Annotated in this window: 25 protein-coding genes; 14 read left to right on the top strand and 11 right to left on the bottom strand. The window is 64.4% G+C overall.

Annotated elements, in window-relative coordinates; translation table 11 throughout:
* Window positions 1-13: 13 nt before the first annotated feature.
* Both serB and QCE83_RS07600 read right to left on the bottom strand, forming a co-directional pair.
* Entirely contained in the window at window positions 14-853 is an 840-nt protein-coding gene (gene serB, locus QCE83_RS07605; RefSeq protein ID WP_309808462.1) for a phosphoserine phosphatase SerB, read from the bottom strand.
* Window positions 854-924: 71 nt separating this feature from the next.
* Entirely contained in the window at window positions 925-1,881 is a 957-nt protein-coding gene (locus tag QCE83_RS07600) for a LysR family transcriptional regulator (protein WP_309808461.1), read from the bottom strand.
* A gap of 102 nt (window positions 1,882-1,983) precedes the next feature.
* Here QCE83_RS07600 and QCE83_RS07595 point away from each other — a divergent pair, with 102 nt between their 5' ends.
* From QCE83_RS07595 to QCE83_RS07545, 11 genes are all read left to right on the top strand, one after another.
* On the top strand, window positions 1,984-3,000 hold the full coding sequence (locus QCE83_RS07595) for a zinc-binding alcohol dehydrogenase family protein (protein WP_309808460.1): 1,017 nt from the start codon (window positions 1,984-1,986) through the stop codon (window positions 2,998-3,000).
* Between the two features lie 177 nt (window positions 3,001-3,177).
* The gene (locus tag QCE83_RS07590) at window positions 3,178-3,729 is read left to right on the top strand and encodes a DUF6013 family protein (protein ID WP_309808459.1); all 552 of its coding nucleotides are present in this window, start codon (window positions 3,178-3,180) and stop codon (window positions 3,727-3,729) included.
* 216 nt (window positions 3,730-3,945) lie between these two features.
* Window positions 3,946-4,857: a Ku protein gene (locus tag QCE83_RS07585; RefSeq protein ID WP_309808458.1), complete on the top strand. Its 912-nt coding sequence runs from the start codon at window positions 3,946-3,948 to the stop codon at window positions 4,855-4,857.
* A 40-nt stretch (window positions 4,858-4,897) separates the two neighbouring features.
* Complete coding sequence (gene ligD, locus QCE83_RS07580; RefSeq protein ID WP_309808457.1) at window positions 4,898-7,615, top strand: DNA ligase D; 2,718 nt, start codon at window positions 4,898-4,900, stop codon at window positions 7,613-7,615.
* 21 nt (window positions 7,616-7,636) lie between these two features.
* The gene (locus QCE83_RS07575) at window positions 7,637-7,939 is read left to right on the top strand and encodes a hypothetical protein (protein WP_309808456.1); all 303 of its coding nucleotides are present in this window, start codon (window positions 7,637-7,639) and stop codon (window positions 7,937-7,939) included.
* Window positions 7,940-8,200: 261 nt separating this feature from the next.
* A complete protein-coding gene (locus QCE83_RS07570; protein ID WP_309808455.1) occupies window positions 8,201-8,830 on the top strand; it encodes a biliverdin-producing heme oxygenase in 630 nt (209 codons plus the stop codon).
* Complete coding sequence (locus tag QCE83_RS07565; RefSeq protein ID WP_309808454.1) at window positions 8,827-11,220, top strand: ATP-binding protein; 2,394 nt, start codon at window positions 8,827-8,829, stop codon at window positions 11,218-11,220. Before QCE83_RS07570 ends, QCE83_RS07565 begins: the two co-directional genes overlap by 4 nt.
* The gene (locus tag QCE83_RS07560) at window positions 11,213-11,677 is read left to right on the top strand and encodes a response regulator (RefSeq protein WP_309808453.1); all 465 of its coding nucleotides are present in this window, start codon (window positions 11,213-11,215) and stop codon (window positions 11,675-11,677) included. Before QCE83_RS07565 ends, QCE83_RS07560 begins: the two co-directional genes overlap by 8 nt.
* Before the next feature lie 80 nt (window positions 11,678-11,757).
* Window positions 11,758-13,695 carry a response regulator gene (locus tag QCE83_RS07555; protein ID WP_309808452.1) on the top strand — a complete coding sequence of 646 codons (1,938 nt, stop codon included), beginning with the start codon at window positions 11,758-11,760 and terminating at the stop codon, window positions 13,693-13,695.
* Window positions 13,696-13,836: 141 nt separating this feature from the next.
* Window positions 13,837-14,313, top strand: coding sequence for a VOC family protein (locus tag QCE83_RS07550; RefSeq protein ID WP_309808451.1), 477 nt, complete (start codon window positions 13,837-13,839; stop codon window positions 14,311-14,313).
* 26 nt (window positions 14,314-14,339) lie between these two features.
* Window positions 14,340-14,813 (top strand): VOC family protein, encoded by a 474-nt coding sequence (locus tag QCE83_RS07545; protein ID WP_309808450.1) that lies wholly within the window; start codon window positions 14,340-14,342, stop codon window positions 14,811-14,813.
* 19 nt (window positions 14,814-14,832) lie between these two features.
* On the opposite strand, the gene QCE83_RS07540 is transcribed toward QCE83_RS07545, so the two are convergent.
* Together QCE83_RS07540 and QCE83_RS07535 are read right to left on the bottom strand one after the other, a co-directional pair.
* Window positions 14,833-15,648: an ABC transporter permease gene (locus QCE83_RS07540; RefSeq protein WP_309808449.1), complete on the bottom strand. Its 816-nt coding sequence runs from the start codon at window positions 15,646-15,648 to the stop codon at window positions 14,833-14,835.
* Window positions 15,645-16,352 carry an ATP-binding cassette domain-containing protein gene (locus tag QCE83_RS07535; protein WP_309808448.1) on the bottom strand — a complete coding sequence of 236 codons (708 nt, stop codon included), beginning with the start codon at window positions 16,350-16,352 and terminating at the stop codon, window positions 15,645-15,647. Before QCE83_RS07535 ends, QCE83_RS07540 begins: the two co-directional genes overlap by 4 nt.
* Window positions 16,353-16,486: 134 nt before the next feature.
* Here QCE83_RS07535 and QCE83_RS07530 point away from each other — a divergent pair, with 134 nt between their 5' ends.
* On the top strand, window positions 16,487-18,850 hold the full coding sequence (locus QCE83_RS07530; RefSeq protein ID WP_309808447.1) for an AsmA family protein: 2,364 nt from the start codon (window positions 16,487-16,489) through the stop codon (window positions 18,848-18,850).
* Window positions 18,851-18,879: 29 nt separating this feature from the next.
* Here QCE83_RS07530 and QCE83_RS07525 read toward each other — a convergent pair whose 3' ends face one another.
* Together QCE83_RS07525 and QCE83_RS07520 are read right to left on the bottom strand one after the other, a co-directional pair.
* Window positions 18,880-19,314: a hypothetical protein gene (locus QCE83_RS07525; protein ID WP_309808446.1), complete on the bottom strand. Its 435-nt coding sequence runs from the start codon at window positions 19,312-19,314 to the stop codon at window positions 18,880-18,882.
* Window positions 19,311-20,411 carry a hypothetical protein gene (locus tag QCE83_RS07520; RefSeq protein ID WP_309808445.1) on the bottom strand — a complete coding sequence of 367 codons (1,101 nt, stop codon included), beginning with the start codon at window positions 20,409-20,411 and terminating at the stop codon, window positions 19,311-19,313. Before QCE83_RS07520 ends, QCE83_RS07525 begins: the two co-directional genes overlap by 4 nt.
* Window positions 20,412-20,762: 351 nt before the next feature.
* On the opposite strand from QCE83_RS07520, the gene QCE83_RS07515 reads away from it, so the two are divergent.
* Window positions 20,763-21,026, top strand: a complete 264-nt coding sequence (locus QCE83_RS07515; RefSeq protein ID WP_309808444.1) for a hypothetical protein — start codon at window positions 20,763-20,765, stop codon at window positions 21,024-21,026.
* Between the two features lie 79 nt (window positions 21,027-21,105).
* Here QCE83_RS07515 and QCE83_RS07510 read toward each other — a convergent pair whose 3' ends face one another.
* From QCE83_RS07510 to QCE83_RS07490, 5 genes are all read right to left on the bottom strand, one after another.
* Window positions 21,106-21,348, bottom strand: a complete 243-nt coding sequence (locus QCE83_RS07510; protein ID WP_309808443.1) for a DUF2795 domain-containing protein — start codon at window positions 21,346-21,348, stop codon at window positions 21,106-21,108.
* A 43-nt stretch (window positions 21,349-21,391) separates the two neighbouring features.
* Window positions 21,392-21,658, bottom strand: a complete 267-nt coding sequence (locus QCE83_RS07505) for a hypothetical protein (RefSeq protein WP_309808442.1) — start codon at window positions 21,656-21,658, stop codon at window positions 21,392-21,394.
* A gap of 229 nt (window positions 21,659-21,887) precedes the next feature.
* Entirely contained in the window at window positions 21,888-23,624 is a 1,737-nt protein-coding gene (locus QCE83_RS07500) for a ClcB-like voltage-gated chloride channel protein (protein ID WP_309808441.1), read from the bottom strand.
* 173 nt (window positions 23,625-23,797) lie between these two features.
* A complete protein-coding gene (locus QCE83_RS07495) occupies window positions 23,798-24,601 on the bottom strand; it encodes an aldo/keto reductase (RefSeq protein ID WP_309808440.1) in 804 nt (267 codons plus the stop codon).
* Between the two features lie 59 nt (window positions 24,602-24,660).
* Complete coding sequence (locus tag QCE83_RS07490; protein ID WP_309808439.1) at window positions 24,661-25,395, bottom strand: glutathione S-transferase; 735 nt, start codon at window positions 25,393-25,395, stop codon at window positions 24,661-24,663.
* 190 nt (window positions 25,396-25,585) lie between these two features.
* Between QCE83_RS07490 and QCE83_RS07485 the strand changes: the two genes are divergently transcribed.
* Window positions 25,586-26,827, top strand: coding sequence for a cystathionine gamma-synthase family protein (locus tag QCE83_RS07485; RefSeq protein WP_309808438.1), 1,242 nt, complete (start codon window positions 25,586-25,588; stop codon window positions 26,825-26,827).
* Window positions 26,828-26,874 lie beyond the last annotated feature (47 nt).

Here is a 26,874-nt window from a genome sequence, read left to right as displayed (position 1 = left end):
AAAGCCGCAGCCTTCAGAACAACCGCAGCAAGCCGTCGAGGCCGACGAAGTTGAACGCGAGGCTCGCCGACTCGCGCACGACCGGCTTCGCGCGAAACGCCACCGACAAGCCCGCTTCGGCCATCATCTTCAGATCGTTCGAGCCGTCGCCCATGGCGATCGCGCGATTCGGATCGATGCCGAGTTGCGCGCAGGTCTCGAGCAGCGTGCGCGCCTTCACATCGGCGTTGACGATTTCGCCGACTACCTTGCCCGTCAGCTTGCCATCGACGATTTCGAGCGTGTTCGCCCGCGTGTAATCGAGGCCGAGACGCGCCTTCAGCCGCTCGGTGAAGAACGTGAAACCGCCCGATACGAGCAGCGTCTTCAGACCCGCCGCGCGCGCGCCGGCGAGCATGCGCTCGGCGCCCGGCGACAGTTTCAGGCGTTCCTCATAGACCCGTTCGAGCGCGTTTGCATCGAGTCCCTTCAGCAGCGCGACGCGGCGCGTGAGGCTCTCGTTGAAATCCTTGATCTCGCCGCGCATCGACGCCTCGGTGATCGCCGCGACTTCCGCCTTCAGCCCGCAGAAATCCGCGATTTCGTCGATGCATTCGATCGTGATGAGCGTCGAGTCCATGTCCATCGCGACGAGGCCGAAACCGGCGAGCGTCGCATCCGGCGCGATGTAGGCGTAGTCGAGGCCGTGCGTGCCGCAATACGCGTCGATGTCGGGACGTTGCAGCGGGTCGGCGCCGGCAAGACGCAGCAACGTGTCATCGACGCGCTGCGGAGCCTGCGAGCGGGCCAGCGCCGCGAGCGGGCGCAGATGCGAATCGGAGATCGGGGCGAGGCTTTGAATGACGAGGTTCATCGAAGGCGAGGGCGAAGGCCAAGGAACAGTGGACGCGCGAAAGCGCCATTGTACCGGCCGGCTTGCGCGTGCTAGCGCTGCACCTTCGCGGGATCGACGTCCCAGTAGGGCGGCTCGCCGAACTGTCCGGCGAGGAAGTCGATGAAGGCCAGCGTTTTCGGCGGCACGAACGCGCGGCTCGGATACACGGCCCAGATCGCCACGGTCTGCGCGGGCGGGTAGTCGTCGAGCAGCGTGACGAGTTCGCCGCTCGCGATCAGCGGCGCGACGCTCCATGTCGATTTCAGCCCGATGCCGATGCCCGCCGCCAGCGCATCGCGGATCACCTCGCCGTTGTCGGTCACGAGCCGACCGGACACGCGCACGTCGATCACGCCGGTCGGCGTGACGAAACTCCAGTCGCGTTGGTCGGCGAGGATCACGCACTCGTGGCGCGCGAGATCGGCCGGATGACGCGGCGTGCCGTGCCGCGCGAGATAGCCGGGCGACGCGCACAGCACGCGGCGGTTGCTCGCAAGCTTCTTCGCGACCAGCGTCGAATCCTTCAGCGCGCCGATGCGGATCGCGAGGTCGATGCCCTCGTCCACGAGATCGACGATCTGGTCGGTCATGCGCAGATCGACGCTCACGCCCGGGTACTGGCGCAGGAACGCAGGCATCAGCGGCGAAATGTGCTGGCGGCCGAGCGACGAAGGCATGGTCACGCGCAGGCGCCCGTGCGGATGTTCGCGCGCCTGTCCGACCGACGCGCGCGCCGCGTCGGCGGCGTCGAGCAGGCCGCGCGCGTGATCGGCGAAGATCTCGCCCTCCTGGGTGAGCGAGACGCGCCGGGTCGTGCGATGCAGCAGCCGAGCGCCGAGCATGCGCTCCAGCGCCGCGATGCGCGCGCTCGCCACCGCGGGCGAAAGCCCGAATTCGCGCGCGGCAGCGGACAGATTCGCCAACGCCGCCGCACGCACGAAAAGACCGATATCGAGGAGATCGAGACGCTCGCGCGGCGTGGCGTCCGCGAGGAGATCGCTTGCCATTTGATGGATTTCGCGAAAAATGTTTCAGTGATTATGACGGTTTTCCGGATATCGCATGCGTCTTACCATGGGCAACAGTTCACTCACTTCAAAGGAGCACCCATGAAAGCCATCGGTTTCACGCGCTACCTGCCGATTTCCGACCCGCAAGCGCTGGTCGACATCGAACTCGATCAACCCACGCCCACCGGGCGCGATTTGCTCGTGAAGGTCGAGGCGATCGCCGTCAATCCGGTTGACACCAAGGTGCGCGCGCCCAAGGACAAGGTCGAATCGGCCCCGCGCGTGCTGGGCTGGGACGCGGCGGGCGTGGTGGCCGCCGTCGGGCCGGAGGCGACGCTGTTCAAGGTCGGCGATCCGGTCTACTACGCCGGCGACATCACCCGGCCCGGCGCGAACAGCGAATTCCATCTGATCGATGAACGCATCGTCGGCACGAAGCCGGCCTCGCTCGATTTCAGCAGCGCCGCCGCGTTGCCGCTGACCACCATCACCGCCTGGGAAGCGCTGTTCGACCGCCTGGGCGTGTCGGCGGAAGGCAAGGACGCGGGCAAGTCGGTGCTGATCGTCGGCGGGGCGGGCGGCGTCGGGTCAATCGGCATCCAGCTCGCGAAGCGGGTGGCGAAGCTGCAGGTGATCGCCACGGCGTCGCGGCCCGAATCGGCCAGGTGGGCGCAGGAGCTTGGCGCGGATCACATCGTCGATCACTTCGGGGACATCCCGGCGCAGATGAAAGAGATTGGCTTCCCGCAGGTCGACTACGTGCTGATCTTCAACGACACCGACAAGCACTTCCCGGCCGCCGCCGAAGTCATCAAGCCGCAAGGCGGCATCTGCACGATCGTCGAGAATGCGCGGCCGTTGCCGGTGGAACTGCTGAAGGCGAAGAGCGCCGCGTTCCACTGGGAGTTCATGTTCACGCGCGCGATGTTCAATACGCCCGACATGATCGAGCAGCACAAGCTGTTGTCGGAAGTGGCGCGGCTGATCGACGCAGGCACGCTGCGCACGACCCTCGGACGCGACCTCGGACCGATCAATGCGACGAACCTGCGCGAGGCGCATCGGCTGCTGGAAGAAGGGCGCACGGTCGGCAAGCTGGTGTTGACGGGCTTTTGAGGCGCCGCTGACCGATTTTTGACCATGCGCAAGCCGCCGTTCGCGCACTCGGGTTATCCATGACGATGACCCGTCAAACGTGGCGCTAGACTGAATCCGGTCCGTTGCACGCACCCCGCGTCCCGGTGCGCAAGACGCGCCGGATTCACTCACAGCGCCTGTTACGGAGGTGGCGGCATGAATCGTCTTTCGATCGTTCGTCGCATCGTTTCCGTCGCCGCGCTCACGATGGTCGCCGCGACCGCCCGGGCCACGCCGGGCATCAAGGTGCTCTCCGAGGCGGCCAATGACGGCCCCATCAAGTACACGGTCAAGATGACCTCGAAGTCGTTCGGCAACGAGCAGGAAACGCGCACCATCCGCTCCGGACAGACCGACGACTTCACCTGGCAAGGCAACGCCGCTGGCGGCGCGCAGGCCGTGCCGGACGGCTGTCCGCAGGCGGCCTCGGTGCCGAAGAGCGCGGACGGCGCCGCGGTGCGGCAGGTGCAGATCCGCTTTGCGCCGATGGTCGGCGACAACGGCACGGCCAACGTGCAGATCAGTTTCCGGGCCTATGCGCCGAAAGGCACGACGCGCGTCACGGTGAGCGGCAAGAGCTTGCAATGTCCGGTGGACAACCGCTTCAGCCAGATCGTGCGCTTCTCCATGCCGACTTCCACCGGTTCCAAGAAGACCGTCACGCTCGACGACGGCACGCAGCTGACCGTGACCGCCAATCGCAAATAGCGTTTTTGGGTTGCGAGCAGCGTAAGGCTTACAGATCGCCTGCCCAATACAGGCATGCACGGCCGAGCGCCGCGTGCCTCGGCGCGCCCGCCCGCCTTGGCATGTTTCCTGCGATTCCATCCGATACCGTGCTGCCCTGACGCACGGAAAACGCCTCGACGCCCGCCCGGGCGCGAGGCGTGTCCATCGACTCTTCCCGACCGCCAAGGTGCCGCGATGCCGCACATGATCTGGAAAGGCGCGATCAGCTTCGGACTGGTCCACGTGCCCGTGCAACTCTATCCCGCGACGCAGTCGGAGAAGGTCGGCTTCAACCTGCTCGACAAGCGCTCGATGGACCCGATCGGCTACAAGCAGATCAACAAGAACACGGGCAAGGAAGTCACGCGCGACAACATCGTGCGCGGCTTCGAGTATGAGAAGGGCAAGTATGTCGTGATGACCGACGCCGAGATTCGCGCGGCGAATCCGGAGTCCACCCAGACGGTCGACATTCTTGCTTTCGTCGATGCCCCCGAGATCTCGTTCCTGTCGCTCGACACGCCTTATTACCTCGCGCCCGACCGCAAGGGCGAGAAGGTCTATGCGCTGTTGCGCGACGCGCTGAAGGACACGGGCAAGGTGGGCATCGCGAGCGTCGTGCTGCACAACAAGCAGCATCTCGCGGCGCTGATTCCGGTGGGTCCGGCGCTGGCGCTCAATACGCTGCGCTGGGGCGACGAGGTCCGCGACTTCGGCGAGTTCAAGTTTCCCGACGAAGATACGAAGAAGGCCGGCGTGACGCCGAAGGAACTGGAGATGGCCAAGCGGCTCATCGACGACATGAGCGACAGCTGGGATCCGTCGAAGTATCACGACACCTTCAAGGACGACATCATGGCGCTCGTCGACAAGAAGGTGAAGCAAGGCAAGGTGGCCGAGGTGATGAAGGTGGAAGAGGGCGGGGAACAGAAGTCGTCCGCCGACATCCTCGACTTGTCCGAACTGCTCAAGCGCAGTCTCAAGAAGGGCGGCGCACCGGCGAAACGCGGCAAGGCCGCGGCCGCGGAGCAAGCCGACGACGAGGACGACTCCGGCGAAGAAGCCGCGCGTCCGGCGCGCAAGACTGCGCGCCGCAAGCGTGCGTGAAGCGCGTCTGTCTCGCCCCTGACACTGCGGATTCCCGACGATGGCCGGCAAACTCGATACCTATCAGCGCATGCGCGCGTTCGACAAGACGCCGGAGCCGTCCGGCGCCGCGAAGCGCGCCGCGCGGGCCCGCAAGACGGCTAAACCGCCCGCAAAGTCCAGCTTGTCTTTCGTCATCCAGGAACACGATGCACGCCGTCTGCACTACGACTTCCGCCTGGAACTCGACGGCACGCTCAAGTCGTGGGCCGTGCCGAAGGGACCGAGCCTCGATCCCTCGGTGAAGCGGCTGGCGGTGCATGTCGAGGACCATCCGCTCGACTACGGCTCGTTCGAAGGCGAGATTCCCGAGGGCAATTACGGCGCGGGCAGCGTCATCGTGTGGGATCGCGGCACGTGGGCGCCGCAGTCGGGCAGCTTCGCGGATGCACTGCGCGAATATGAAAAGGGCAAGCTCAAGTTCACGCTCGATGGCGAGAAGCTGCAGGGCGGCTGGACGCTCGTGAAGAGCCACATGCGCGGCAGCGGCGACAAGGAGCAATGGCTGCTCATCAAGGAGCGCGACGACACGGCGCGCCCGGAGAGCGAATACGACGTGCTTCTCAAAAGGCCGGGCAGCGTGATGTCGGATGCGCCCGGCGCGCGCGGCAAGGATGGTGTAGTGCTCGAACGATCCGAACGCAAGGCGGCGAAGAAAGCGCCCGCAAAGACGCCCGCCCGCAAGAAAACCTCCGCCGCGAAGGCGAACGGCCACGATCATCCGGACATCGTCGCGACTCGCAGCGCGGAATCGCTGCGGACCTTGTCGCATGAACCCGCCATCGAGGGCGCGGTGAAGGCGAAGCTGCCCGCCACGATCAAGCCGCAGCTCGCCACGCTCGTCGATGCCGCGCCGTCCGGCGACGACTGGGCCTACGAGATCAAGTTCGATGGCTATCGGGTGCTGGCGCGCATCGACACGGTGAAGGGCAAACGCCGTATCGCGATCTTCACGCGCAACGGCAACGACTGGACCGCGAAATTCCCGAAGCAGGTGCAGGCGCTGGAACAGCTGGAGATTGAGAGCGGCTGGCTCGACGGCGAAGCCGTGGTGCTCGATGCACGCGGACTGCCCGACTTCCAGGCTCTGCAAAACGCCTTCGACGCAGGCCGGCCGCAGGACATCGTCGTGTACTTCTTCGACGTGCCCTGGCTCAACGGCTATGACCTGCGCAATGTGCCGCTCGTGCAGCGTCGCGCGCTGCTGAAGGCGCTCGTCGAACCGGCGGACGATCCGGTGTTGCGCTATTCACAGGACTTCGCGTTCCACGCCGACGATCTGCTGAAGAGCGCATGCGACATGGCGCTCGAAGGCATCATCGGCAAGCGCATGGACAGCGGTTATGTGTCGGGGCGCGGCAACGCGTGGATCAAGCTCAAGTGCCGGCGGCGCCAGGAGTTCGTGATCGGCGGCTATTCCGAGCCGACCGGCAGCCGCGGCCAGTTCGGCGCGTTGCTGCTCGGCGTGTACGACGCGCACGGCAAGCTGCAGTACGCGGGCCGCGTGGGCACCGGTTTCGATCACGCGCTGCTCGTCGCGGTGAAGAAGGAACTCGACAAGCGCGAGACGAAGCGCATGCCCTTCGCGAGCGAGCCGCAGGAGCGCAGCCGGACGCCCGTGCATTGGGTCAAGCCCGAACTCGTGGCCGAATGCAATTTCGCGGAATGGACCAAGGAGCGCATCGTGCGACAAGCATCGTTCGTCAGTCTGCGTGACGACAAACCCGCGCGGCAGATCGTCAAGGAAGAGCCGGTTGCGGCCAAGACGGCAGCGAAGAAGACCGCCGCAACGAAGAAGACCACCGCAGCGAAGAAGGCCAAGGCTGCATCCGCGGAAGTCGAGGGCGTGAAGATCAGTCATCCCGACCGCGTGATCGACAAATCCAGCGGTTCGCGCAAGATCGACGTGGTCGAGTACTACGCCAGCGTCGCGCAATGGATGCTGCCGCATCTGAAAGACCGCCCGGTGTCCCTCGTGCGCGCGCCGGAAGATATCGGCGGCGAGCTGTTCTTCCAGAAGCACAGCGCGAAGCTCGCCATTCCCCATATCAAGCAGCATCCGGACATCGATCCCGGTCATCCGCCGCTGCTCACCATCGAGTCGGCGGGCGCGCTTGCGGGCTGTGCGCAGATGGGCACCATCGAGCTGCATACCTGGAACGCGCTTGCATCGAACCTGGAAAAGCCTGACCGCATGGTGTTCGATCTCGATCCGGGCGAAGGCGTCGGCTGGGAACGGATGATCGAGGCGGCGCGCCTCACAAAGGAGCTGCTCGCCGAACTGGGTCTTGAATCGTTCTGCAAGACGAGCGGCGGCAAGGGCTTCCATGTGATCGTGCCGCTCGTGAAGCAGGCCGGCTGGGATGACGTGAAGAACTTCTCGCAAGCCGTCGCGCAGCACATGGCGAGCACGCTGCCCAAGCTCTTCTCCGCGAAGATGGGCATGCAGAACCGCAAGGGCAAGATCTTCATCGACTATCTGCGCAACAACCGCGGCTCCAGCACGGTGGCGGCGTTCTCGCTGCGCGCGCGTCCGGGGCTCGGCGCATCGATGCCGATTGCGTGGGACGAACTCGACGACGTGACGAGCGGCGATCAATGGAACATCGGCAATGCGCACGAACGGCTCGACGCATTGAAACACGATCCGTGGGCCGGCTACGACAAGGCGCGCAAGCGCCTGAGCACCGAGATGAAGAAGCGCCTCGGGCTGAAGTGAAGCAATCGACAGGAGACGATCATGAAGCAGTCGAACAAGGAACCCGCCAGCGCGCCGGAACGCGGCCGCGAGGTGTCGAGCAGCGATCGCAAGACCCAGACGCGCGACGATGCCGCGAACGCACCGTTGCCTCACGAAGCGGACCAGAACGTCGAATCGCAGCATGAGCACGATCCGCGCGAGGTCGGCAAGCAGGCGCACGAGGATCTCGAGCGCGGGCTCGTCGATACCGACCGGCGCGGCGGCGGCGACTATCAGCGCGGCACGCAACGCGACGAGCATGCCAACGTCAATAGCGGCGATGGCCAGCCGCGCAAGCCCTGAAAAAAATTTGAACTGGCCGGTGAATTGTTCCGGCAACGGCGCTGCAGATTGCTTATAAGCGCTGGCTTTGCATGGCAGCGGCGAAGCCGGATGCGTAGAATGACTCTTTTTTAAATGAGCGCTCGCATCAAGTTCGCGGCGAAGCGCTTGCGGTGCGATTTCTACCGACACCCACGCTCAGCCAGGCGCCCGAACCGGTAAGCCCTGCCGATACCCGCATCATTCGTCCGCCTCGCGGTCCTTAAGCCCACTCATCGCAACATGCAATCCGACCTTCTGTCCCGCCTGAAGAACGAAACCGCCGCGTGTCACACACGGCTTGAGAATGCGCTTGACCTGATGCGGGACGATCTGCAACGCGACGAATACATCGCGCTGCTCGAACGATTCTATGGCTATGTTGCACCGTGGGAGGACGCCGCGGCCGCGTGCCTGCCGGCCACGCTGTCGGTCTTCTTCGACCAGCGCCGCAAGGCGCCGCTGCTGGCCGCCGATCTCGCCGCGCTGACCGGCGAGCGCCGGCCGGTCGGCTCCGTGCCGCAGGCCGACACGCGCTACGACCTGCCGCGCCTGCACAACCTGGGCGATGCGTTCGGCTCCATGTACGTGATGGAAGGCAGCACGCTCGGCGGCCGGTTCATTGCGCCGCACGTCGCGCAGCGTCTCGATCTCGCTGCAGGTCTGGGCAATGCCTATTTCGAAGGCTATGGCGCGCGCACCGGCAGCATGTGGAACGCGTTTCGCGAAACCGCCGCCGCTTCCGTGCCCGGGGCCCAGCATGACGACGCGGTGAAGGCCGCCATCGCCACCTTCGAGAGTCTGCAGTCCTGGCTGTGCCCGGAAGCGGCCGGTGTCGACGCCGTCCCGCCCGTGCCGGGAGCCGTCACATGAGCGGGACGGACAGCGGATCCGGCGGTTCACGCATACCCGGAGCGGGCAGCTACGGACCGCCCGACGCCGAGGCACGCCGGCTCACGCTCAGTTCGGGCGTCGCGAGCAAGGATTGCGACGCCGAGCCGATCCACGTTCCCGGCGGCATCCAGCCGCATGGTTATCTGCTCGCGCTGGCCGACGATCTCCGCATCGTGCAGGCCAGCGACAACCTGCCTGCACTGACGGGCGCGCCGCTGGATACGCTGCTCGGCCAGCCGCTCGCGGTGGCGCTCGGCGAGGCCGCCGCGCAGCGCATCGCGCACGTGGCCAGCATGGCGGCGCTGGAGGATTCGCCGCTGTATGTCGGACCGGTCGAAATACCGGCCACGCCCGCCGGCTCCGCGCGTCTCGATGTCACGTTGCACCGGCACGACGGCACCCTGATCGTCGAGATGGAAGCGGCGGCGGCAAGCGGCGACGCGTTCGCCTCGATGTATCCGCTCGTGCGCACCTTCGCGCGCGGCCTGCAGGATGCGGCGACCGTCCAGGAACTGGCGGAACTCGCGGTGCGCGAGGTGCGCGCGATCACGGGCTTCGGTCGCGTGATGCTCTACAGTTTCGACGAGGAAGGGCGCAGCCACGTGCTCGCGGAAGACCGCGAAGCGGACTACGCGTCGTTCCTGCATCAGTTCTTTCCGGCCTCCGACATTCCGCGCCAGGCGCGCGCGCTGTATCTGAAGAACCGCATCCGCCTGGTCGCCGACGTCAACTACACGCCCGCGCGCCTCGTGCCGGACGTGAACCCGCTCACGGGCCGTCCGACCGACCTCACCTATTCGACGCTGCGCAGCTTCTCGCCGGTGCACCTCGAATACATGCGCAACATGAACACGCATGCGTCGATGTCGGTGTCGATCGTCGTGCGGGGCCGTTTGTGGGGTCTCGTCTCGTGCCACGACCACGCGCCGCGCATCGTGCCGTTCAACACGCGCGTCGCGGTCGAGCATCTCGGCAACATGCTGTCCTTGCAGATCGAGGCGAAGGAAGAGCGCGCCGAAGGCGAATATCTCACCGACCTGCGCCGGACCATGGGCCGCCTGATCGCCGCGATGGGCGAGCACGAGCGCTTCGTGACCGGACTTCAGTCGGTGCCCGCCGACGTGCTGAACTTCGCGCGCTCCGCCGGCGCGGCCATCGTGTTCGACGATCAGGTGACGCTGCTCGGCGTCACGCCCGACGAAGACACGGTGCGCGCGCTCACGCACTGGCTCGCGGAACATACCAGCGGCGTCTGGGCCACCGATTCCCTGGCGCGCCACTGGCCGCCCGCCAAGGCGCACGAAGACCGTGCGTGCGGCGTGCTGGCGGTGCCGGTGTCGCAGATCTTCCGCAACTATCTGCTATGGTTCAGGCCCGAGGTGATGCAGACCATCAAGTGGGCGGGCGAACCGGTCAAGATCGAGGACGCGGCCGGCGCGAGCGCGCCGCGCACCAGCTTCTCGCCGTGGCTCGAAACCGTGCGCGGACATTCGAAGCCCTGGCGCGCGGGCGAGATCGAGATTGCGGGCGAGCTGCGCGGCGCGCTCCTGAACATCGTGCTGCGGCGCGCCGAGGAACGCGCGGCGCTCGCCACCGAGCTCACGCGCGCCAACAAGGAACTTGAAGCGTTTTCCTATTCGGTGTCGCACGACCTGCGCGCGCCGCTGCGCCATATCGCCGGATACGGCGACCTGCTGCGCGAGCAGGAGGGCGAGCGCATGTCGGAGAAAAGCCGGCGCTTTCTCAACAACATGCTGGATTCGGCGCGCTTCGCGGGCACGCTCGTCGACGATCTCCTGACCTTTTCGCAGATGGGCCGCGCCGCGCTGCGCCCCGCGCCGGTGGACCTCGGCATGCTGGTGCGCTCGGTCGTGCAGGAGTTCGAGCAGGAGGCGGCGGGACGCGATATCGAATGGGTGATCGGCGACCTGCCGCGCGTCACCGGCGACGCGGCTTTCCTGCAACTGGCGGTGCGCAACCTGCTGTCGAACGCGGTGAAATATACGAGAACGCGGGAATCGGCGAAAATCGAGGTATTCGCCAGCCGCAGCGGCGAGGAATACATCATCGGCGTCCGGGATAATGGCGTCGGCTTCGACATGAAGTACGGCGCCAAGCTGTTCGGCGTGTTCCAGCGCCTGCATCGCGCGGAAGAGTTCGAAGGCACGGGCATCGGGCTTGCGAACGTGCGGCGCATCATCGAACGGCACGAAGGGCGGACCTGGGCCGAAGGGCATCCGGGGCAGGGCGCGGTATTCTATTTCTCGCTGCCGGTCGTGTTTCGCAGCGTCGGCGCCGCGCAAGGCGCAAAGGAACCCCGCGGCAGCCAAGGCACGTCAGCAACGAAGTCACGAAGAGACCATGCTTAAACCGATATTGCTTGTCGAAGACAACCCGAACGACCTCGAGCTGACGCTCGTCGCGCTCGACAAGAGCCAGCTCGCCAACGAGGTCATCGTGGCGCGCGACGGCCAGGAAGCCATCGACTATCTCACCTCCGAAGGCGAGTGGAAGGCGCGTGCGCCGGGCAATCCCGCCGTCATTCTGCTCGACCTGAAGCTGCCGAAGATCGACGGGCTGGAAGTGCTCGACATGATCCGCTCGAACGCGGCGCTCAAGAGCATTCCGGTCGTGATGCTGACCTCGTCGCGCGAGGAGCAGGATTTGATTCGCAGCTACGAACTCGGCGTGAATGCGTATGTCGTGAAGCCGGTGGAGTTCGCGGAGTTCGTCGAGGCGATCAGCGATCTCGGCGTGTTCTGGGCCGTGCTCAACGAGCCGCCGCCGGGCTCGACGCGCCTGCGCCGTCCGCCCAACGCGCAATGAGCGCAGCGATCCTGTCCGCGGCGTCCGGCCGCTTCGCGCACCCGTCCCCGCACCCGACTTCCGGCGAGGGCGTGTAGATCATGCAGCCCCTGCATCTGCTTCTCGTCGAAGACAACGCACTCGATGCGGAGTTGACGATCGCCCAGCTCGAACGCGCGGACTATGCGGTCGAGGCGTCGATCGTCTACGACTCCGCGGCGTTCGTCGCCGAACTCGAGAAGAAGCGTTTCGACGTGATCCTCGCCGATTTCGTGATGCCCACATTCTCGGGCATCGAGGCGCTGACCATTGCGAGCGAACGCACGCCGGACACGCCGTTCATCTTCGTGTCGGGGCTGCTCGGCGAGGAACATGCGGTCGACATGCTGAAGCGCGGCGCGACCGACTACGTGCTGAAGCAGCGCCTCCAGCGCCTGCCCGCCGTCGTGCGCCGCGCGATGCGCGAGAGCGCCGAACGGGCGCAACGCATCGCCGTGGAACGCGCGCTGCGCGAAACCGAAACCCACTTCCGGCTGCTGATCGACGCGCTCAAGGATTACGCCGTCATCACGCTCGACCCGGAAGGGCGGATCCGCACCTGGAACGCGGCCTCGGAGCGCATTCTGGGATTTCCGGCGCAGGACGTGCTCGGCCAGTCGGCGGATATCTTCTATAGCCAGGAAGACCGCGAGACCGGCGTGTTCGACACGGAACTGGACACCGCGCGCCGCGAAGGCAGCGCAAGCGACGACCGCTGGCTGTGGCGCAAGGACGGCCATTCGTTCTTCGCGTCGGGCGTGACCACCGCGATCCGCAGCGAGCATGACGAACTGATCGGCTTCTCGAAGATCGTGCGCGATGCCACCGACGCCCACATGGCCGCCGACGCGCTGCGTCTCGCGAAGGATCAGGCCGAATCGGCCAACCGCGCCAAGGACCATTTTCTGGCGGTGCTGTCGCACGAACTGCGCACGCCGCTCACGCCGATTCTGGCGGCCGTGCGGCTGCTCGAAATGAAGCATGCGCTGCCGCGCGAGGCGCATCCGACGCTCGACCTGATCCGTCGCAATGTCGAACTGGAAGCGCGCCTGATCGACGATCTGCTCGATCTCACGAGTATCGCGCGCGGCAAGCTCTCGCTGAATTTCGCGAACGTCGCGCTGGATACGCTGCTGACGAGCGCGCTCGACATGTCCGAAGCCGACCTGCGCGCCAAGAGCCTCACCCTGAAGACGTACTTCGACGCGAGCCGCTTCGTCGTGCTGGGCGACGCCGCGCGCTTGCAGCAGATCGTCTGGAACCTGATGAAGAACGCGGTGAAGTTCACTCCGGCGAACGGCCGCATCGAGGTGCGCACCTGGAACCCGGATCTCGCGACCATTTCGGTTTCGGTCACGGACAGCGGCATCGGCATCAGCGCCGAGGCGTTGCCGCGCATTTTCTCGGCGTTCGAACAGGCCGACGATTCCATCACCCGTTCGTTCGGCGGGCTGGGGCTGGGACTGGCCATCGCCAGCACGCTCGCGCAGAAGCACGGCGGCACGCTGTCGGCCTATAGCGAAGGGCGCGAGAAGGGCGCGCGCTTCACGCTGACGCTGCCGCTCGCCCGCGTGCAGCCCGAGCATGAGGACACGCCGCGCGTCGAGGCGGCGCAGCAGGAACACAGCCGCGCGCTGAGAGTCCTGCTGGTGGAAGACAACGAACAGACGTCCTCCGCCATGGCCGAAGTGCTGGAAATGCTGGGGCATCAGGTGACCGTCGCCATCACGGTGGCGGAGGCGATCGGACATGCGAAGCGCGCGTCGTTCGATCTGCTGGTCAGCGATATCGGACTGCCGGACGGCAGCGGACTCGACATCGCACGAGCCTGGACGAGCCTGCAGCCCGACAAGCCTTCCGTCGCCATCACGGGCTACGGCATGGACGAGGACATTCGCCGTTGTCGCGAAGCCGGCTTCCTCGATCATCTGACCAAGCCGGTGAATTTCTCGCGGCTCGAAGGCCTGATTCAATCGCTTGCCGAGCAGTCTTCGAAATAGGCTATCGAGGCATCCCGGCGCCGCGTGAAATTTTTGCGCCGCCGCTGCGCGTTCATGTCGATTGACGTCCGCGCCGATCGTTGTAGGGTGTGAGAGCGCCGCCACTGCCTGGCGCGCCTCGTCCACTCTCACGGAGCCGACATGTCCTCTTCTGCTACTGACCCCATCCCTCCCGGCATGCATTCGCTGACCCCGCACCTGTGCTGCGCGGGCGCTGCCGAGGCCATCGACTTCTACAAGCGCGCCTTCCACGCCGTCGAGATGGGCCGCATGCCCGGCCCGGACGGCCGGCTCATGCACGCGATGGTCAAGATCGGCGATTCAATGCTGATGCTGGTCGACGAACATCCGGAATTCGGCATGCTCGGGCCGAAGGCGATCAAGGGGTCGCCTGTCACCGTGCATCTTTACGTCACGGATGTCGACGCCACGGTCAGGCAGGCGGCCGAGGCCGGCGCGAAAGTGACGATGCCCGTCGCCGACATGTTCTGGGGCGACCGCTACGGCCGTCTCGAGGATCCGTTCGGGCATCAGTGGTCGGTCGCGACGCACAAGCGCGACATGAACCCGGAAGAGATGAAGGCCGCGATGGAAAAGGGCTGCGCGCCCGGCCAATGACCCCAATCGAGAACGGAGACCCGCAGATGGACAAGATCTCGCCCTGCCTCTGGTTCAAAGGCAACGCGGAAGAAGCCGCGAACTTTTACGTCGCGACCTTCAAGGGTGCGCGCATCACCGAAGTCATGCGCCATACGGAGGCCAGTCCCGGTCCCGCCGGCAGCGTGCTCGCCGTGCTGTTCGAACTGGAAGGCGAGGCGTTCATGGCCCTGAACGGCAATTCGCAGTTCGACTTCACGCCGGCCGTCTCGATGTTCATCAAGTGCGATACCCAGGAAGAGATCGACTATTACTGGGACAAGCTGATGGACGGCGGCAAGTCGATGGCCTGCGGCTGGCTCACCGACCGCTTTGGCGTCGTGTGGCAGGTCGCGCCGAGGCGTCTGCTCAAGATGCTGCAGGACCCGGATGCGGAGAAGGCGAACCGCACGATGCGCGCGATGATGGACATGATCAAGCTGGACTTCGTCGAGCTGGAGCGGGTCTACAACGGCGCGTGACCGGACAAGACCGGACAACTCAAGTGGCGCGCTTGCGCGGGCGGCGCTCCACGAGTTTCGCCGCCATGAAGCGATGGTCCGCCGCAAAGAGCCGCCGGTAAGTCAGCACGATCGCGGCAACCACGCCGAGCGCCGAGGCCGCCGCGATCAGGAACATGATGACGATCTGATAGCGCACCGCCTGCAACGGCGACTGTCCGGCGAGCACCTGGCCGGTCATCATGCCAGGCAGGCTGACGAGGCCGACCACCGCCATCTGGTTCAGGGTGGGAATCATGCCCGCGCGCACGGCCTGGCGCGCGGGTCCTTGCGCCGCTTCCCAGCGGGTTGCGCCAAGCGCGAGCGACATCTCCACGGCGGCGCGTCCGGCCGTCAGTTCCTCGGTCATCCGCTCGATGCCCAGCGATACGCCCGTCAGCGTATTGCCGAGAATCATGCCGAGGATCGGAATCGCGTATTGCGGCTCGTACCAGGGATGAATGCGGATCACGACGAACAGCCCGAACGCGCCGATCAGCCATGAACTGCCCCAGATCGACAGGATGCTGTCGACCCGCTGGCCCGCGTAAGTGCGCCGTCCGCGCCCGGATGCCGCGAAGCCGGCGATGACGGTCATCAGCGCCATCAGCGGCAGGACGACATACCAGCGGTTGAACGCGAACACCCAGCCGAGCACATAGCCGATCAGCAGCAATTGCACGACGGTGCGCACCGCCGCGACGGCGAGCTTGCGTTCAAGGCCGAGCTGGAGCGCGACCGACAACGCGCCATTCACCACGATCAGCAAGGCCGCCAGTCCGATATCGACGATCCCGAGATTCTGATAGCCGTTCATCGCAGGTCGCCTCCGAGCACGCCGGCATGCATGGTCAGGTGGCGCGCGGCGACGCGGCGCGCCTGTTCCGGATCGTGCGATACCCAGATGCAGGCGCGGGCGGCATCGGCATCGAACCAGGCGGCAACGAGCGCTTCGATCGAACGCGCGGAAGCCGGGTCGAGCGAGGCGGTGGGTTCGTCGAGCAGGAGCACGTCGGGCGCAAGTTGCAAGCTGCGCACGAGCGCGGCGATCTGCGCCTCGCCGCCCGACAGCTCGCTGGCGGACTTGTCGAGGAAGTCGGCGCCGCGTCCGGCAGCTTGGGCCAGCCGCGCGGCAACGTCTCGATCGAAACGCACATCTCGATAGGCCCTGAGCATGAACGGATAGCGCAGATTGTCCTCGACGCTGCCGTCGAGCATCGCAGGACGTTGCGCGATATAGGCCACGCGCCGCCGGTACGCGGGAATGCGCGAGCGCGCGATCCGTTCCCCGCGCCAGGTCACGTAGCCTGCATCGCAAGCGTCGAGCAGCGCCAGCGTGCGCAGGAAGACGCTCTTGCCGGAGCCGGAAGGGCCCGTGATCGCGGCGCGCTCGCCGCCATACAGCGTGAAATCAGTGGGCTGGAGGAGCGTCGTGCCCCTCGCGGCGTCGCGCCGCGTGACGCCGTGAGCGGTCACGAGCTCGGTCTTCGGGGAAACGCCAGGCGATGTCGCTTCGGGCATCGGATGCAAGTGAGGTGGAGGGGGCGAGATCGACATCTTACGGAGTTTCAAGCGGTGTCGAGAAGGCGCATGCACGCACGGCGGGCACATTATGTGCTGCCGCACCGGGTAACGATAATACGCATGGAGAGGTCATGGCGCAGGCTGGAACGACCCGCAAAATCGGCAAGATCGCCGCCTGGTTCTTCGGCATTCTGGCGGTGCTGATTGCGATCCTGGTGGTCATTTTCCTGACTTTCGACTGGAACCGGCTGCGACCGTGGGTGGACGACAAGGTGTCCGAGGCCATCGGCCGCCGCTTCGAGATCACCGGCGACCTGAAGGTGGGCTGGCGTCGTCCGCCCAATGAGACCGGATGGAAACGCTGGGTGCCATGGCCGCGCTTTTCGGCCGAGAAAATCACCATCGCGAATCCGGACTGGACGCGCCAGAAATTCTTCGCGACGCTCGACGAAATCGACTTCCAGGTCGCCGTGCTGCCGCTGCTTGCGCATGACATCGTGATTCCGTCGATCAACCTCGTGAATCCGTCCATCGACATCGAGCGGCTCAAGGACAAGCGCAACAACTGGACGTTCAAGTTCAAGCAGTCGAACGAACCGTCCACCTGGAATCTCAAGCTCGGCGACATCTCGCTCGCGAAGGGCACCGTCAGTCTGCGGGACGAAGTCACCAAGGCAGACATGCAGGCGGTCATCGATACGCTCGGCCAGCCCGTGCCCATCGGTGAAGTCATGAAGCAACAGGAAGTGGCGTCGGCGAAGTCATCGGCGGAGATGGTCGGCAAGAGCGGCGCGGCGAAGCTCAACAAGCAGGCCGATGCGGCGGCGGCTTCGGAAGCGTCGGCGGCATCGGCGGCGTCCGCTGCCGCGGCGGCGAATGCATCGGCGCCCAATCCGGCCAGCACTTCTGCAAACACCAGCATCACCACAAAGGACGCTCCTAAGCCGCCGGTTCCGCCCTATGCGTTTGGCTGGACCGTGAAGGGGACCTACAACGGCGGCAAGGTGTCCGGCGACGGCAAGCTGGGCGGCGTGCTCGCGGTGCAGGACGCACAGCGGCCGTTCCCCGTGCAGGCGGACGTGCGCCTCGGCGACACGCATATCGCTTTCGTCGGCACCGTGACCGATCCCGCGCATCTCGCGGCGCTCGACCTGCGCCTGTGGATCCAGGCCGTCAGCATGGCGCATCTGTACCCGTTCACCGGCGTGACGCTACCCGAGACGCCGCCGTTCGCGACCGAAGGGCGCCTGACCGGACAGTTCCGCGAAGACGGCAACGTGTTCCATTACGAGAACTTCACGGGACGCGTGGGCGGCAGCGACATCAACGGCTCGCTGGTCTACGCGGGCAAGAAGCCGCGTCCGCTGCTGCAGGGCGAACTGGTGTCGCATCTGTTGCAGTTCAAGGATCTCGCACCGATCATCGGCGCCGATTCCAACGCGAGCAAGGCCAAGCGCGGCGAGACGGAGAAGCAGCCATCGTCGAAGGCGCTGCCCACCGAGGAGTTCAAGACGGATCGCTGGAAGTCCATCGACGCCGATGTGAAGTTCACCGGTGAGCGCATCATCAAGGACCCGGATCTGCCGATCACGAACCTGTACACGCACGTGGTGATGAACGATGGCGTGCTGTCGTTCGAGCCATTGAAGTTCGGTGTGGCGGGCGGCTCGCTGGCGTCGAACATTCATCTCGACGGCAGCGCTGCGCCGCTCAAGGGACGCGTGTCGGCGCAGGCGCGGCATCTGAAGCTCAAACAGCTGTTCCCGACCAACAAGACGATGCAGTCGGCGCTGGGTGAAATCAACGGCGATGCGGCGTTGTCCGCTACGGGCAATTCGCCGGCGGCGCTTGCGGCGACATCGAACGGCGAGGTGAAGGCGTTGATCACCGAGGGCACGGTCAGCCGGCTTTACATGGAAGCGGCCGGGTTGAACGTGGCGAATGTCGTGTACGAGAAGCTGTTCGGCAAGCGCGATGTGAACATCAACTGCGCGGCGGCGGATTTTGTCGTGACGGATGGTGTGCTCGATTCACGCGTTTTCGCGCTCGATACCGACGATGCGGTCATCAATGTCGACGGCACGATCAACCTCAAGACCGAAGCCATGGATCTCGGGATCCATCCGCACACGAAGGGCGTGCGGATCTTCTCGCTGCGCTCGCCGCTGTATGTGAAGGGCACGTTCAAGGATCCGCATATTGGCGTGAGTCCGGTGCTGGCGATACGCGGTGCGGCGGCGGTTGGATTGGGGCTCATCAATCCGTTTGCGGCGCTGATTCCGCTGATTGCGCCGAGTAACAACAAGCCGTTGCCGTGCCAGCAGATGCTTGCTGATATCGGCAAGGCGCCGACTGCGCCGCCCGCGGGACAGAAGGAGAAGGCCAAGGCGGCGCCGGCTTATATGTCGTCGGGGGCGGCGGCGAGTGACCAGGGCGCGAAGAAGAAGCCGGCGGCGCCGGTGGGGGCTAGTGCGGCGCAGTATAAGGGGAGTTGAGGGGGCGGTTGCTTTATCGGCGGTGCCTTTTATTCGGGGTGCGGGGGCACTCGCTGGGAGCGGGGCTGTGCCGTTGTGTGTTTCAGGAATTTATGGCCCGGACCATATTGCGTGATTTCAATATACTCGGCTACGCGTGGTTCGGCCGGCTTACCGTCTTTGTCGGCCGACACGGTCTCGATTTCAACAATGGGAACGCACCACGCAGCTGCATTTCGTTCGGCACGTTTCCCTTCGTTGTCAAAACAGTAAAAGATGAACGAATCTTGATAGTCGGAGGCGCGTAATTCCTTGCTTGTTCCATTCCATTCGTACTTCATCGTGATGGTGCCCGGATGAGGCTGAGATGCGTCTTGAGCACCTGGGAAGTCGGATCGTTTCATATGCAATGAGTTCGGTTTGGCGGTGCTCGCGCAACAGCCGAGCATGAAAGTGACGATAGCCAGCAATGCAATGGGCTTCATCTTGTCTGCTCGTCCAGATAGCGATAACGAGCCGGATAATTTTCACGACCGCGCGCTTCGCAAGGCGAGCCCAAGCTGGAGAAGTACATATTCACGGACTCTGCGAAGTCCTCCTTTGCGTTGCGTCGAGCATAGTCAGAAGGCGCTTTACCATCGCGGGCCATCGCGTCGAGCCATCCTTGCTTCTTCGTCACATCCTCCCACAGCGATTGGCTCCATAAGTTGCCGGCCTCATGATTCATGGTGCTATCGACGTACGCTTGCGGGATTTCGCGCCAGTCCTTCCAAGGGAAAAAGGCGATGCCTTGTTCAATTTCCGCGGTAGCAGCCGATGAAAAACCAGCATCTCCGTATTCGGCGCGCCAATTGACATCATCGGGGTTAGTCTTCGGATTCACTGAAACCTTGCTCAAGTGCTCGTATTGCTTCGGCGCAAGCGTTTCGAGTGCTTTGACTACCTTCGTCCCGCTTGGAAGGGCATAACCGGCGGGAGCGCTGTGTACGGTTTCAAAGATATCCACCTCACGCCCGTTGACCGTGGCGCGTTGCAAAAGCGCAGGACTGGGTCCACCTCCCGGAAAATCGAACGTCGACCGCTCGCGCGACACCACCGTGACTTGATTGGTGTGCCTGTATAACTCCGCAGGTGCGTCTATGCGACCGCGCGAGCCATCGAGGTACGAACAATCGAGACGCGTCGCCATTCCGGTTCTGAGCTTCGAGGCATCCAGCGGCGGCGCGTTGTCACGCTCGGTGCGCTTCCACAACTGCGAAGGCGTGTACGTTTTGGAGCGCGACGGAGGCAAGTTCTCTTCGCGAGCGAAGACCCGTGTTGGTTGGTTCAATTCGACTTGCAGCTCGCCGGAAAGAATCGCGCGCTCGATGTCTTCGTATGCGTCGAAGCATTCCATCCCATGTATATCGATAAGCGCGCATAACTCGGTCATGACTATGAGATCCGTCGACCACTCCGTACGCCGATGCAGGAACACATCGGCATCGATGCTGCCGGCGCGGTCTCCGAATGAACGCTGATGGAAGTCAAGACGCCGGCGTATCGTGAATCCGAGATCTCTTAAATAAACTTCGTTTTTCATTCAGATTCCTAAGAACATGAGTAATGCGACTTACGTCGGGCCAGAAAGAGAGTGTTCAATCCGCGGCTTTAGCAGTGGCGATGATGTGGAAGGCTTGGGGGAACGTGCTTACCTCGTTTCGAAGAGCGCGGGATTACTGCGCAATCCGTTTTGCAAAACGGATAGAGGCTGACGCGCTCGCTCGTTCAGCTCGAGCGAGACGCGGGTTCCGCTTTGCTACAGGCTTCCAATCTGTCCCGCTGCGCATGCAACGAGATTTCGCAGAATAGGACAAACCTGCTTTTAGTTGAGTGTTTCTGTTTGTGAAATTGTGTCCCGAATGGGCGCGATCTCTTGCTTCATGGCAGGCAGATGAAGATCGCCATGCCGGGGGGCTGGTCAGCCGTTTCCCCTGCACGCAAAGAAGATGATGCATTAGAAGTTCTCCACAGGCATCGTGGAAAGGCCTGTGGAAAACCGCTGGGTGACTTGCTCAGTCGTTTGAATTCGTTGGGAAATCCAGACGTGGTGCGGATCGAACCACGATTGTCACCGAGCAAAGCGGTGCAATCGAAGCCCGACTTATCCACATATTCTGTGGACAGCGCTGTTGAAAAGGCCGGGGGATTGGCCTAAGTCTTTGACGGTGCACGATTTGTACGACGTGCCCGAAGGACAGCACGGAAGCGTGCCGCTTCTACACATGCACCGACACTCAGATCGAAAGCCCCGGCCCGCCATTACTCCCCAGCAGCTGCTCGACCGAATCCGCATCCGCATAATCCTGCTCGGGCAGTCCGTCGAACAGCGTAACGACATCGTTGCTGACGCCGGCTTCGCGCGCGGCATCGACGATGGCGTCCTTGTTGGCGGGATACTTCACGAGGCGCAGCACTTGAGCGATCTCATCGTCGATCGGCTCGTCGTTTAAGGCGTGTTTTGCGTGGGTGTCGGTCATTGCGCTGACTTGATGATTGATGATTCGAAAAGAAAGGCAACCGTCAGGTCTGCACCTGAACCGGCTGGCTTGCCATCCCGTGATTCGGCGTGCGCGACTTCGGCAGCGGCACGTGGCGCCAGCGCGCGTGATCGAGGTCCTGCGCGGCGACTTCAGGCGCCGGCGGCGCAACCGGAGCGACATTCACGCGCAAGGCGGCACGCGTCGCGGTAGCGGCGGCGGTGGATTCGTCGGTGGAACTCGTATGCAGCGGCGCGGCATAGCACGAGACCGACACCAGGGCCATCGACAACAACGTTGAGGTCTTCATCGGGCAACCCCTCCTCACGTAGGCAGCGAAAAGCATCAAGCAAAGCCTGTGCCGATGCTCGCATGACCTGCCTGGCCGCGCGCCGCGACCGCCTGAGCGGGCTGCGCACGGGCGCGACGTGCGGGCGTCGCGCGGACGTACTTCGAGTGAAATGTGAAGTGGACCCGGACCGCGCGCAGCACGTACGCAAGCGGACCGCCGCGCCGCGAAATTGCACGGCTGCGCAGTTTCAGCGCGACGTCGGGTTCAAACGGAAGTATGCGTCCAGCAGCGAGGTTTTGTACACGACCCCCAACAGCAGCGGCTGGCTCTTGTTCTCGACCACCGGCAGGCGCTCGCCCTGGAACGCAAGGAAGTGCTGCAGCGCCTCGCCGAGCGACATGTCGGGCATCAGCACGTCGAATTGCGGCTGAAGATAGTCGGCGGCGGTCTTGGCTTCCGTGTCGTGCTCGTCGAGCAGGTCGGAGGTGATGTCCTTCAGCGCCACCACGCCGCGAAAGCGCCCGGCTTCATCGACGACATACAGGTACTTCACCGGATACTCGAGGAACACCCGCGTCATGTCCTTGATGTTCGCCGTCAGCGGAACAACGGTATCCGCAGGCTTGACGAGCTCGCGCATCTGCGTGGCGGCCAGCCGCACGCGTTCCTTCTCCTCGCGGTTGCGGCGCAGCGTGACTTCGTACATCGAGGTCTGTTCCGACGTGCGCGCAATGAAGTACGCAATCACGCACGACAGCATCAGCGGCAGCATCACCTGATACGAGAGCGTCATCTCGAAGATCATCAGGATGGCCATCAGCGGCGCATGCGTGGCGGCGGCGAGGAACGCGCCCATGCCGACCATCGCGTAGGCGAACGGCGCCGAGGTGGCATGCGGCCAGATGGCATGCGCGCCGATGCCAAACAGGCAGCCCACCACCGCGCCGAAGAACAGCGTCGGCGTGAAGATCCCGCCGACCGCGCCGGAGCCGGCCGTGGCGGCCGTCGCGATGATCTTGAAGAGCAGCAGCGTGAGCAGCGTGGTCCAGGTCCATTGCTCGTGCAGCAGCGAATTCACGACTTCATAGCCGTTGCCCCAGACCTCGGGCCACCAGATCGAGATCACGCCGACGATCAGCCCGCCCGCCGCAAGCCGCACGGGCAAGGGCCACGGCAACATGGCGAAGCGCTTCTTCGAGGCGCTGAGCAGCCGCAGGAATTGCGGCGCGAGCACGCCGCAAAACAGGCCGAGCACGACGAAGAGCAGCACTTCGACGCCGGTGACGGTGGGGAAAACCGGCATTTCGTACGGCGGCCGATAGCCGGCGAACTCGCGCATCGTGATGTTGGCGACCACCGACGAGACGACGATGGGCCCGAAGCTTTCCATCGCCATGGAGCCGAGCACGAGTTCGGTGACGAAGAAGGCGCCGGCGATCGGCGCGTTGTAGGCCGAGGTGATCCCGGCGGCCGCGCCGCACGCGACCAAGAGGCGCAGGCGCGGCGGATCGAAGTGGACCCAGCGGCCGATCAGTGAAGACACGAGCGCGGCGAGCTGGACCATCGAGCCTTCGCGGCCGATCGAGCCGCCGCTCGAAATGGTGATGAGCGAGGACAGGCTGCGCCAGAAGCTCTGCCAGACCGGCACGACGCCATCGCCGATGGTGACGGCTTCCATGTAGTCGGTGCTCGCGTTCTTGTTGACGCGCCGGCGCGCGATCAGCAGGCAGAAGCCCGCGATGACGCCGCCCGCGGCGGGCAGCAGCATGCGCACGGGCCAGGGCAGGCCGAGCGCGAGCGCCACGAGTCCTTCGGAACGATTGCCCAGCAGATGTTGCAGGATCTCGATGCCTTCGCGAAACAGCGCCGTGGCAAACGCGCCGGCCACGCCGACCACGACTGCCCAGACGAGCATCGTATGCGAGTCCGACAGACGAAAGAGCCGTTGGGCGCGGGTACGGAGCTTGAGCAGGAACGAAAGCACTTTTGCGAAATCGTGGAAAGCTTAGAAGGAAATGGAATAAGGACGCCCGCAAGGATAGCATCGCAAGGCGGGTCTGCGGGCTTCGGGACGCCGAAGAAAAACGCCCGGCGAACGCATCGGCCGGGCGGCTCTGTACGGATGTCATGCGTCGCGGCATGCGCCGCGCATCGCTGTCACCACTTCGGCGCGAACGAAGGATTGGCGTTGCGCCGGCCTTCGTCGAGGGCATCGATCTGGGCGATGTCGTCGGCGTCGAGCTTGAGTTTCTGCGCGTCCCAGTTGCTTTGCTGATGCTCCGGATTCGTCGAGGCCGACAACACCACGATATCGCGCGCCAGCAGCCACGCGAACGTCACCTGCGCGGGCGTGACACCGTGTTTCGCGGCGATCGCCTTGAGGGTCATGTCCTTGTGTGCGCGGCCTTCGCCGAGCGGCATGTACGCCGTCACCTTGACGCCGGACTTCTGCGTTGCATCGACGAGCGAGCGATTGGCGAGGAACGGGCTGACTTCGATCTGATTGGTGACGATGTCCTTGCCGCCCGGCGCCGCCAGCGCTTCTTCGAGCAGCGGCGCGGTGAAGTTGGACACGCCGTAGTGGCGGATCAGCCCCAATTGCTGCGCCTCCTGCAGCGCCGCGAGCGTTTCCGCGATCGGCACCGCGCCCTTGGGCGATGGCCAGTGGACCAGCGCGAGATCGATCGTGCCGATGTCGAGTTTCGCGTGACTGTCCTTCAGGCTGGCGATCAGCGCGTCGCGTGAAAGCCGGTCCCACCAGACCTTGGTCGTGACCCAGACATCGTCGCGCGCGATGCCCGAGTCGCGCACGCCCTGGCCCACGGCGGCCTCGTTGTTGTAGTACTGCGCGGTGTCGATATGGCGGTAGCCGATATTGAGCGCGCTCTTCACGGCTTCCGTGGTCTCGGCGGCATCGACGCGAAACGTGCCGAGACCGAAGGAAGGAATCGTTTCGATCATGCTGGCTCCTTGCTGAGTCGAGAGTGGATGGGCGTCAGGCGCGCGTGGGCCATGGTGAGTCACGCGTCCTGATCGAGTTCGGGATAGTGCCTGAAGATGCCGGATTCGTTGAACGGCAGGCGCCGCTCTGAATCGACGTAGGCGGCGATATTGGGCCGCTGCAGTACGGCATCGTGCAGCGCTGCGACACGCGGATACTGCTCGCCGAAGCGCTTCATCGCGCGTGGAAACGCGTAATGCAGGCCATCGACGATCTGGAACAGGGACAGGTCCACATAGCTGGTCTGGTCGCCGATCATCTGTGTGTCGCCCGCCGGATTCTGCTTCAGCACGCGTTCGAAATAGCCCACGAACTTCGGGACGCGCTTGTCGAGGAAATTCTGCGTGCGGATCTTCGCGGCGTCCTTCTGATCTTCATAGTAGAGGTCGGTGGCCAGCGGATGGTGCGTGTCGTGCACTTCGGCAACGAAATCCGCGATGGTCAGCTGCAGGCCATTGGCCACGTAGCGCAGGTTTTCGTCCTGCGGCGCCAGGCCCAGCCTGGGACCGAGATAGAGCAGGATGTTCGCGACGTGCGGCACGATCAGCTCGCCGTCCTTCAGGAACGGCGGCGCGAAGGGAATATGCGGCTCGGTCTTGCTGTCGAGAATCTTCATCATCGCGTTCATGCCGTAGCCGCTTTTTTTCGACTCGCGCGCGACCTCGATATACGGCGCGCCGGCGTCTTCCAGCGCCAGCCGGACGAATTCGCCGCGGCCCTGCAATCCGTCCCAGTAATGGAGTTCGTAAGGCATGAGTTGGGGCTCCTTGTCGGGGAATGCCGCGCCGGGGTTCACGAGCGGAGCAGGGTGGGCGTGCTCGTCGCGAACGGCGCGGACGAAGGAACAGGCGAGCAACATGCGTACCCGTAAGCCGTGGATGCCATGAGCGGCTGAAGATCAGGCAAAATCGATGGTTTCGGATCGACTCGCTAGCGGAGAAGTAATGGACAAGCAAGGTTTCACCACAGGCATCGTTCACGGCGACAGACAGCCCGGCGCGGAACACGGCGGCGTGCGTCAGCCGATCCATACATCGGTGCAGTACGGATTCGAGCGCGTGGAAGATCTGATCGGCGTATTCCAGGGCACGAAGAAGGGCGGCTTCAACTACGCCCGCCAGGGCACGCCGACCACGGCCGCGCTGGAGCGCAAGATCACGAGCCTGGAGCAGGGCGTCGGGTCCATCTGCTTCGGCACGGGCATGGCCGCGCTCTCCGCGGTGTTCCTGACGCTGCTGCGCGCGGGCGATCACCTCGTGTCGAGCCGCTATGTATTCGGCAACACCAACAGCGTGTTTGGCACGCTCAGGACGCTCGGCATCGAAGTGACCACGGTCGATGCCACTTCCGCTGACAACGTCGCGAACGCCATCAAGCCGAACACGCGCATGGTGTTCGTCGAGACCATCGCGAATCCGGGCACGCAGATTCCCGATCTCGAAGGCATCGGCGCGCTGTGCCGCGAGCGCGGTCTCGCCTATGTCGTCGACAACACCATCACGTCGCCCGCGCTGTTCGTGCCGAAGGCCGTGGGCGCGAGCCTCGTCGTCAATTCGCTGACCAAGACCATCGCGGGGCACGGCGCGGCACTCGGCGGCGCGGTGACCGATACCGGCCTGTTCGACTGGAGCAAGTATCCGAACATCGCCGACGATTACCGCAGCTCGGCGCCGAAGGAACAAGGGCTGTTGCAGGTTCGCAAGAAGGGGCTGCGCGACATGGGCGGCTCGCTTTCGTCGGAGCAGGCGCATTCCATCGCGATGGGCGCGGAGACGCTCGCGTTGCGCGTCGCCCGGTGCAGCGACAACGCGCTCGCGCTGGCGCGCTTTCTCGAAGGGCACGAGGCGATCGGCCGCGTGTTCTATCCGGGGCTCGAGAGTCATCCGCAGTATGCGATCGCGCAGAAGCTGTTCAAGGGCGCGTCCTGGCTGCTGTCTTTCGAACTGCGCCGCGCGGACCGGATGATCGACGTCGTCAATGCGCTGAAGCTGCCGATCAAGGCGACCGGACTCGGCGATACGCGCACGCTGATCATCCCGGTTGCGCCGACCATCTTTTACGAGGCCGGCGCCGAAGTGCGCAAGTCGATGGGCATCTCGGACGGCATGCTGCGGCTCTCGGCGGGCATCGAGGATACCGCGGACCTGATCGCCGACTTCGATCAGGCGCTCAAGCTGGCCTCGTAAACCGATAACGCGTGCCTTCCCGGGCACGCGTCGTTTCTGCTGTGGAT

The sequence above is a fragment of the Caballeronia sp. LZ034LL genome (assembly GCF_031451215.1).
In the GTDB taxonomy this organism is placed as follows: domain Bacteria; phylum Pseudomonadota; class Gammaproteobacteria; order Burkholderiales; family Burkholderiaceae; genus Caballeronia.
The sequence above is the reverse complement of the archived record's forward strand: the minus strand, read 5'-3'. Positions and strand labels throughout refer to the sequence as shown.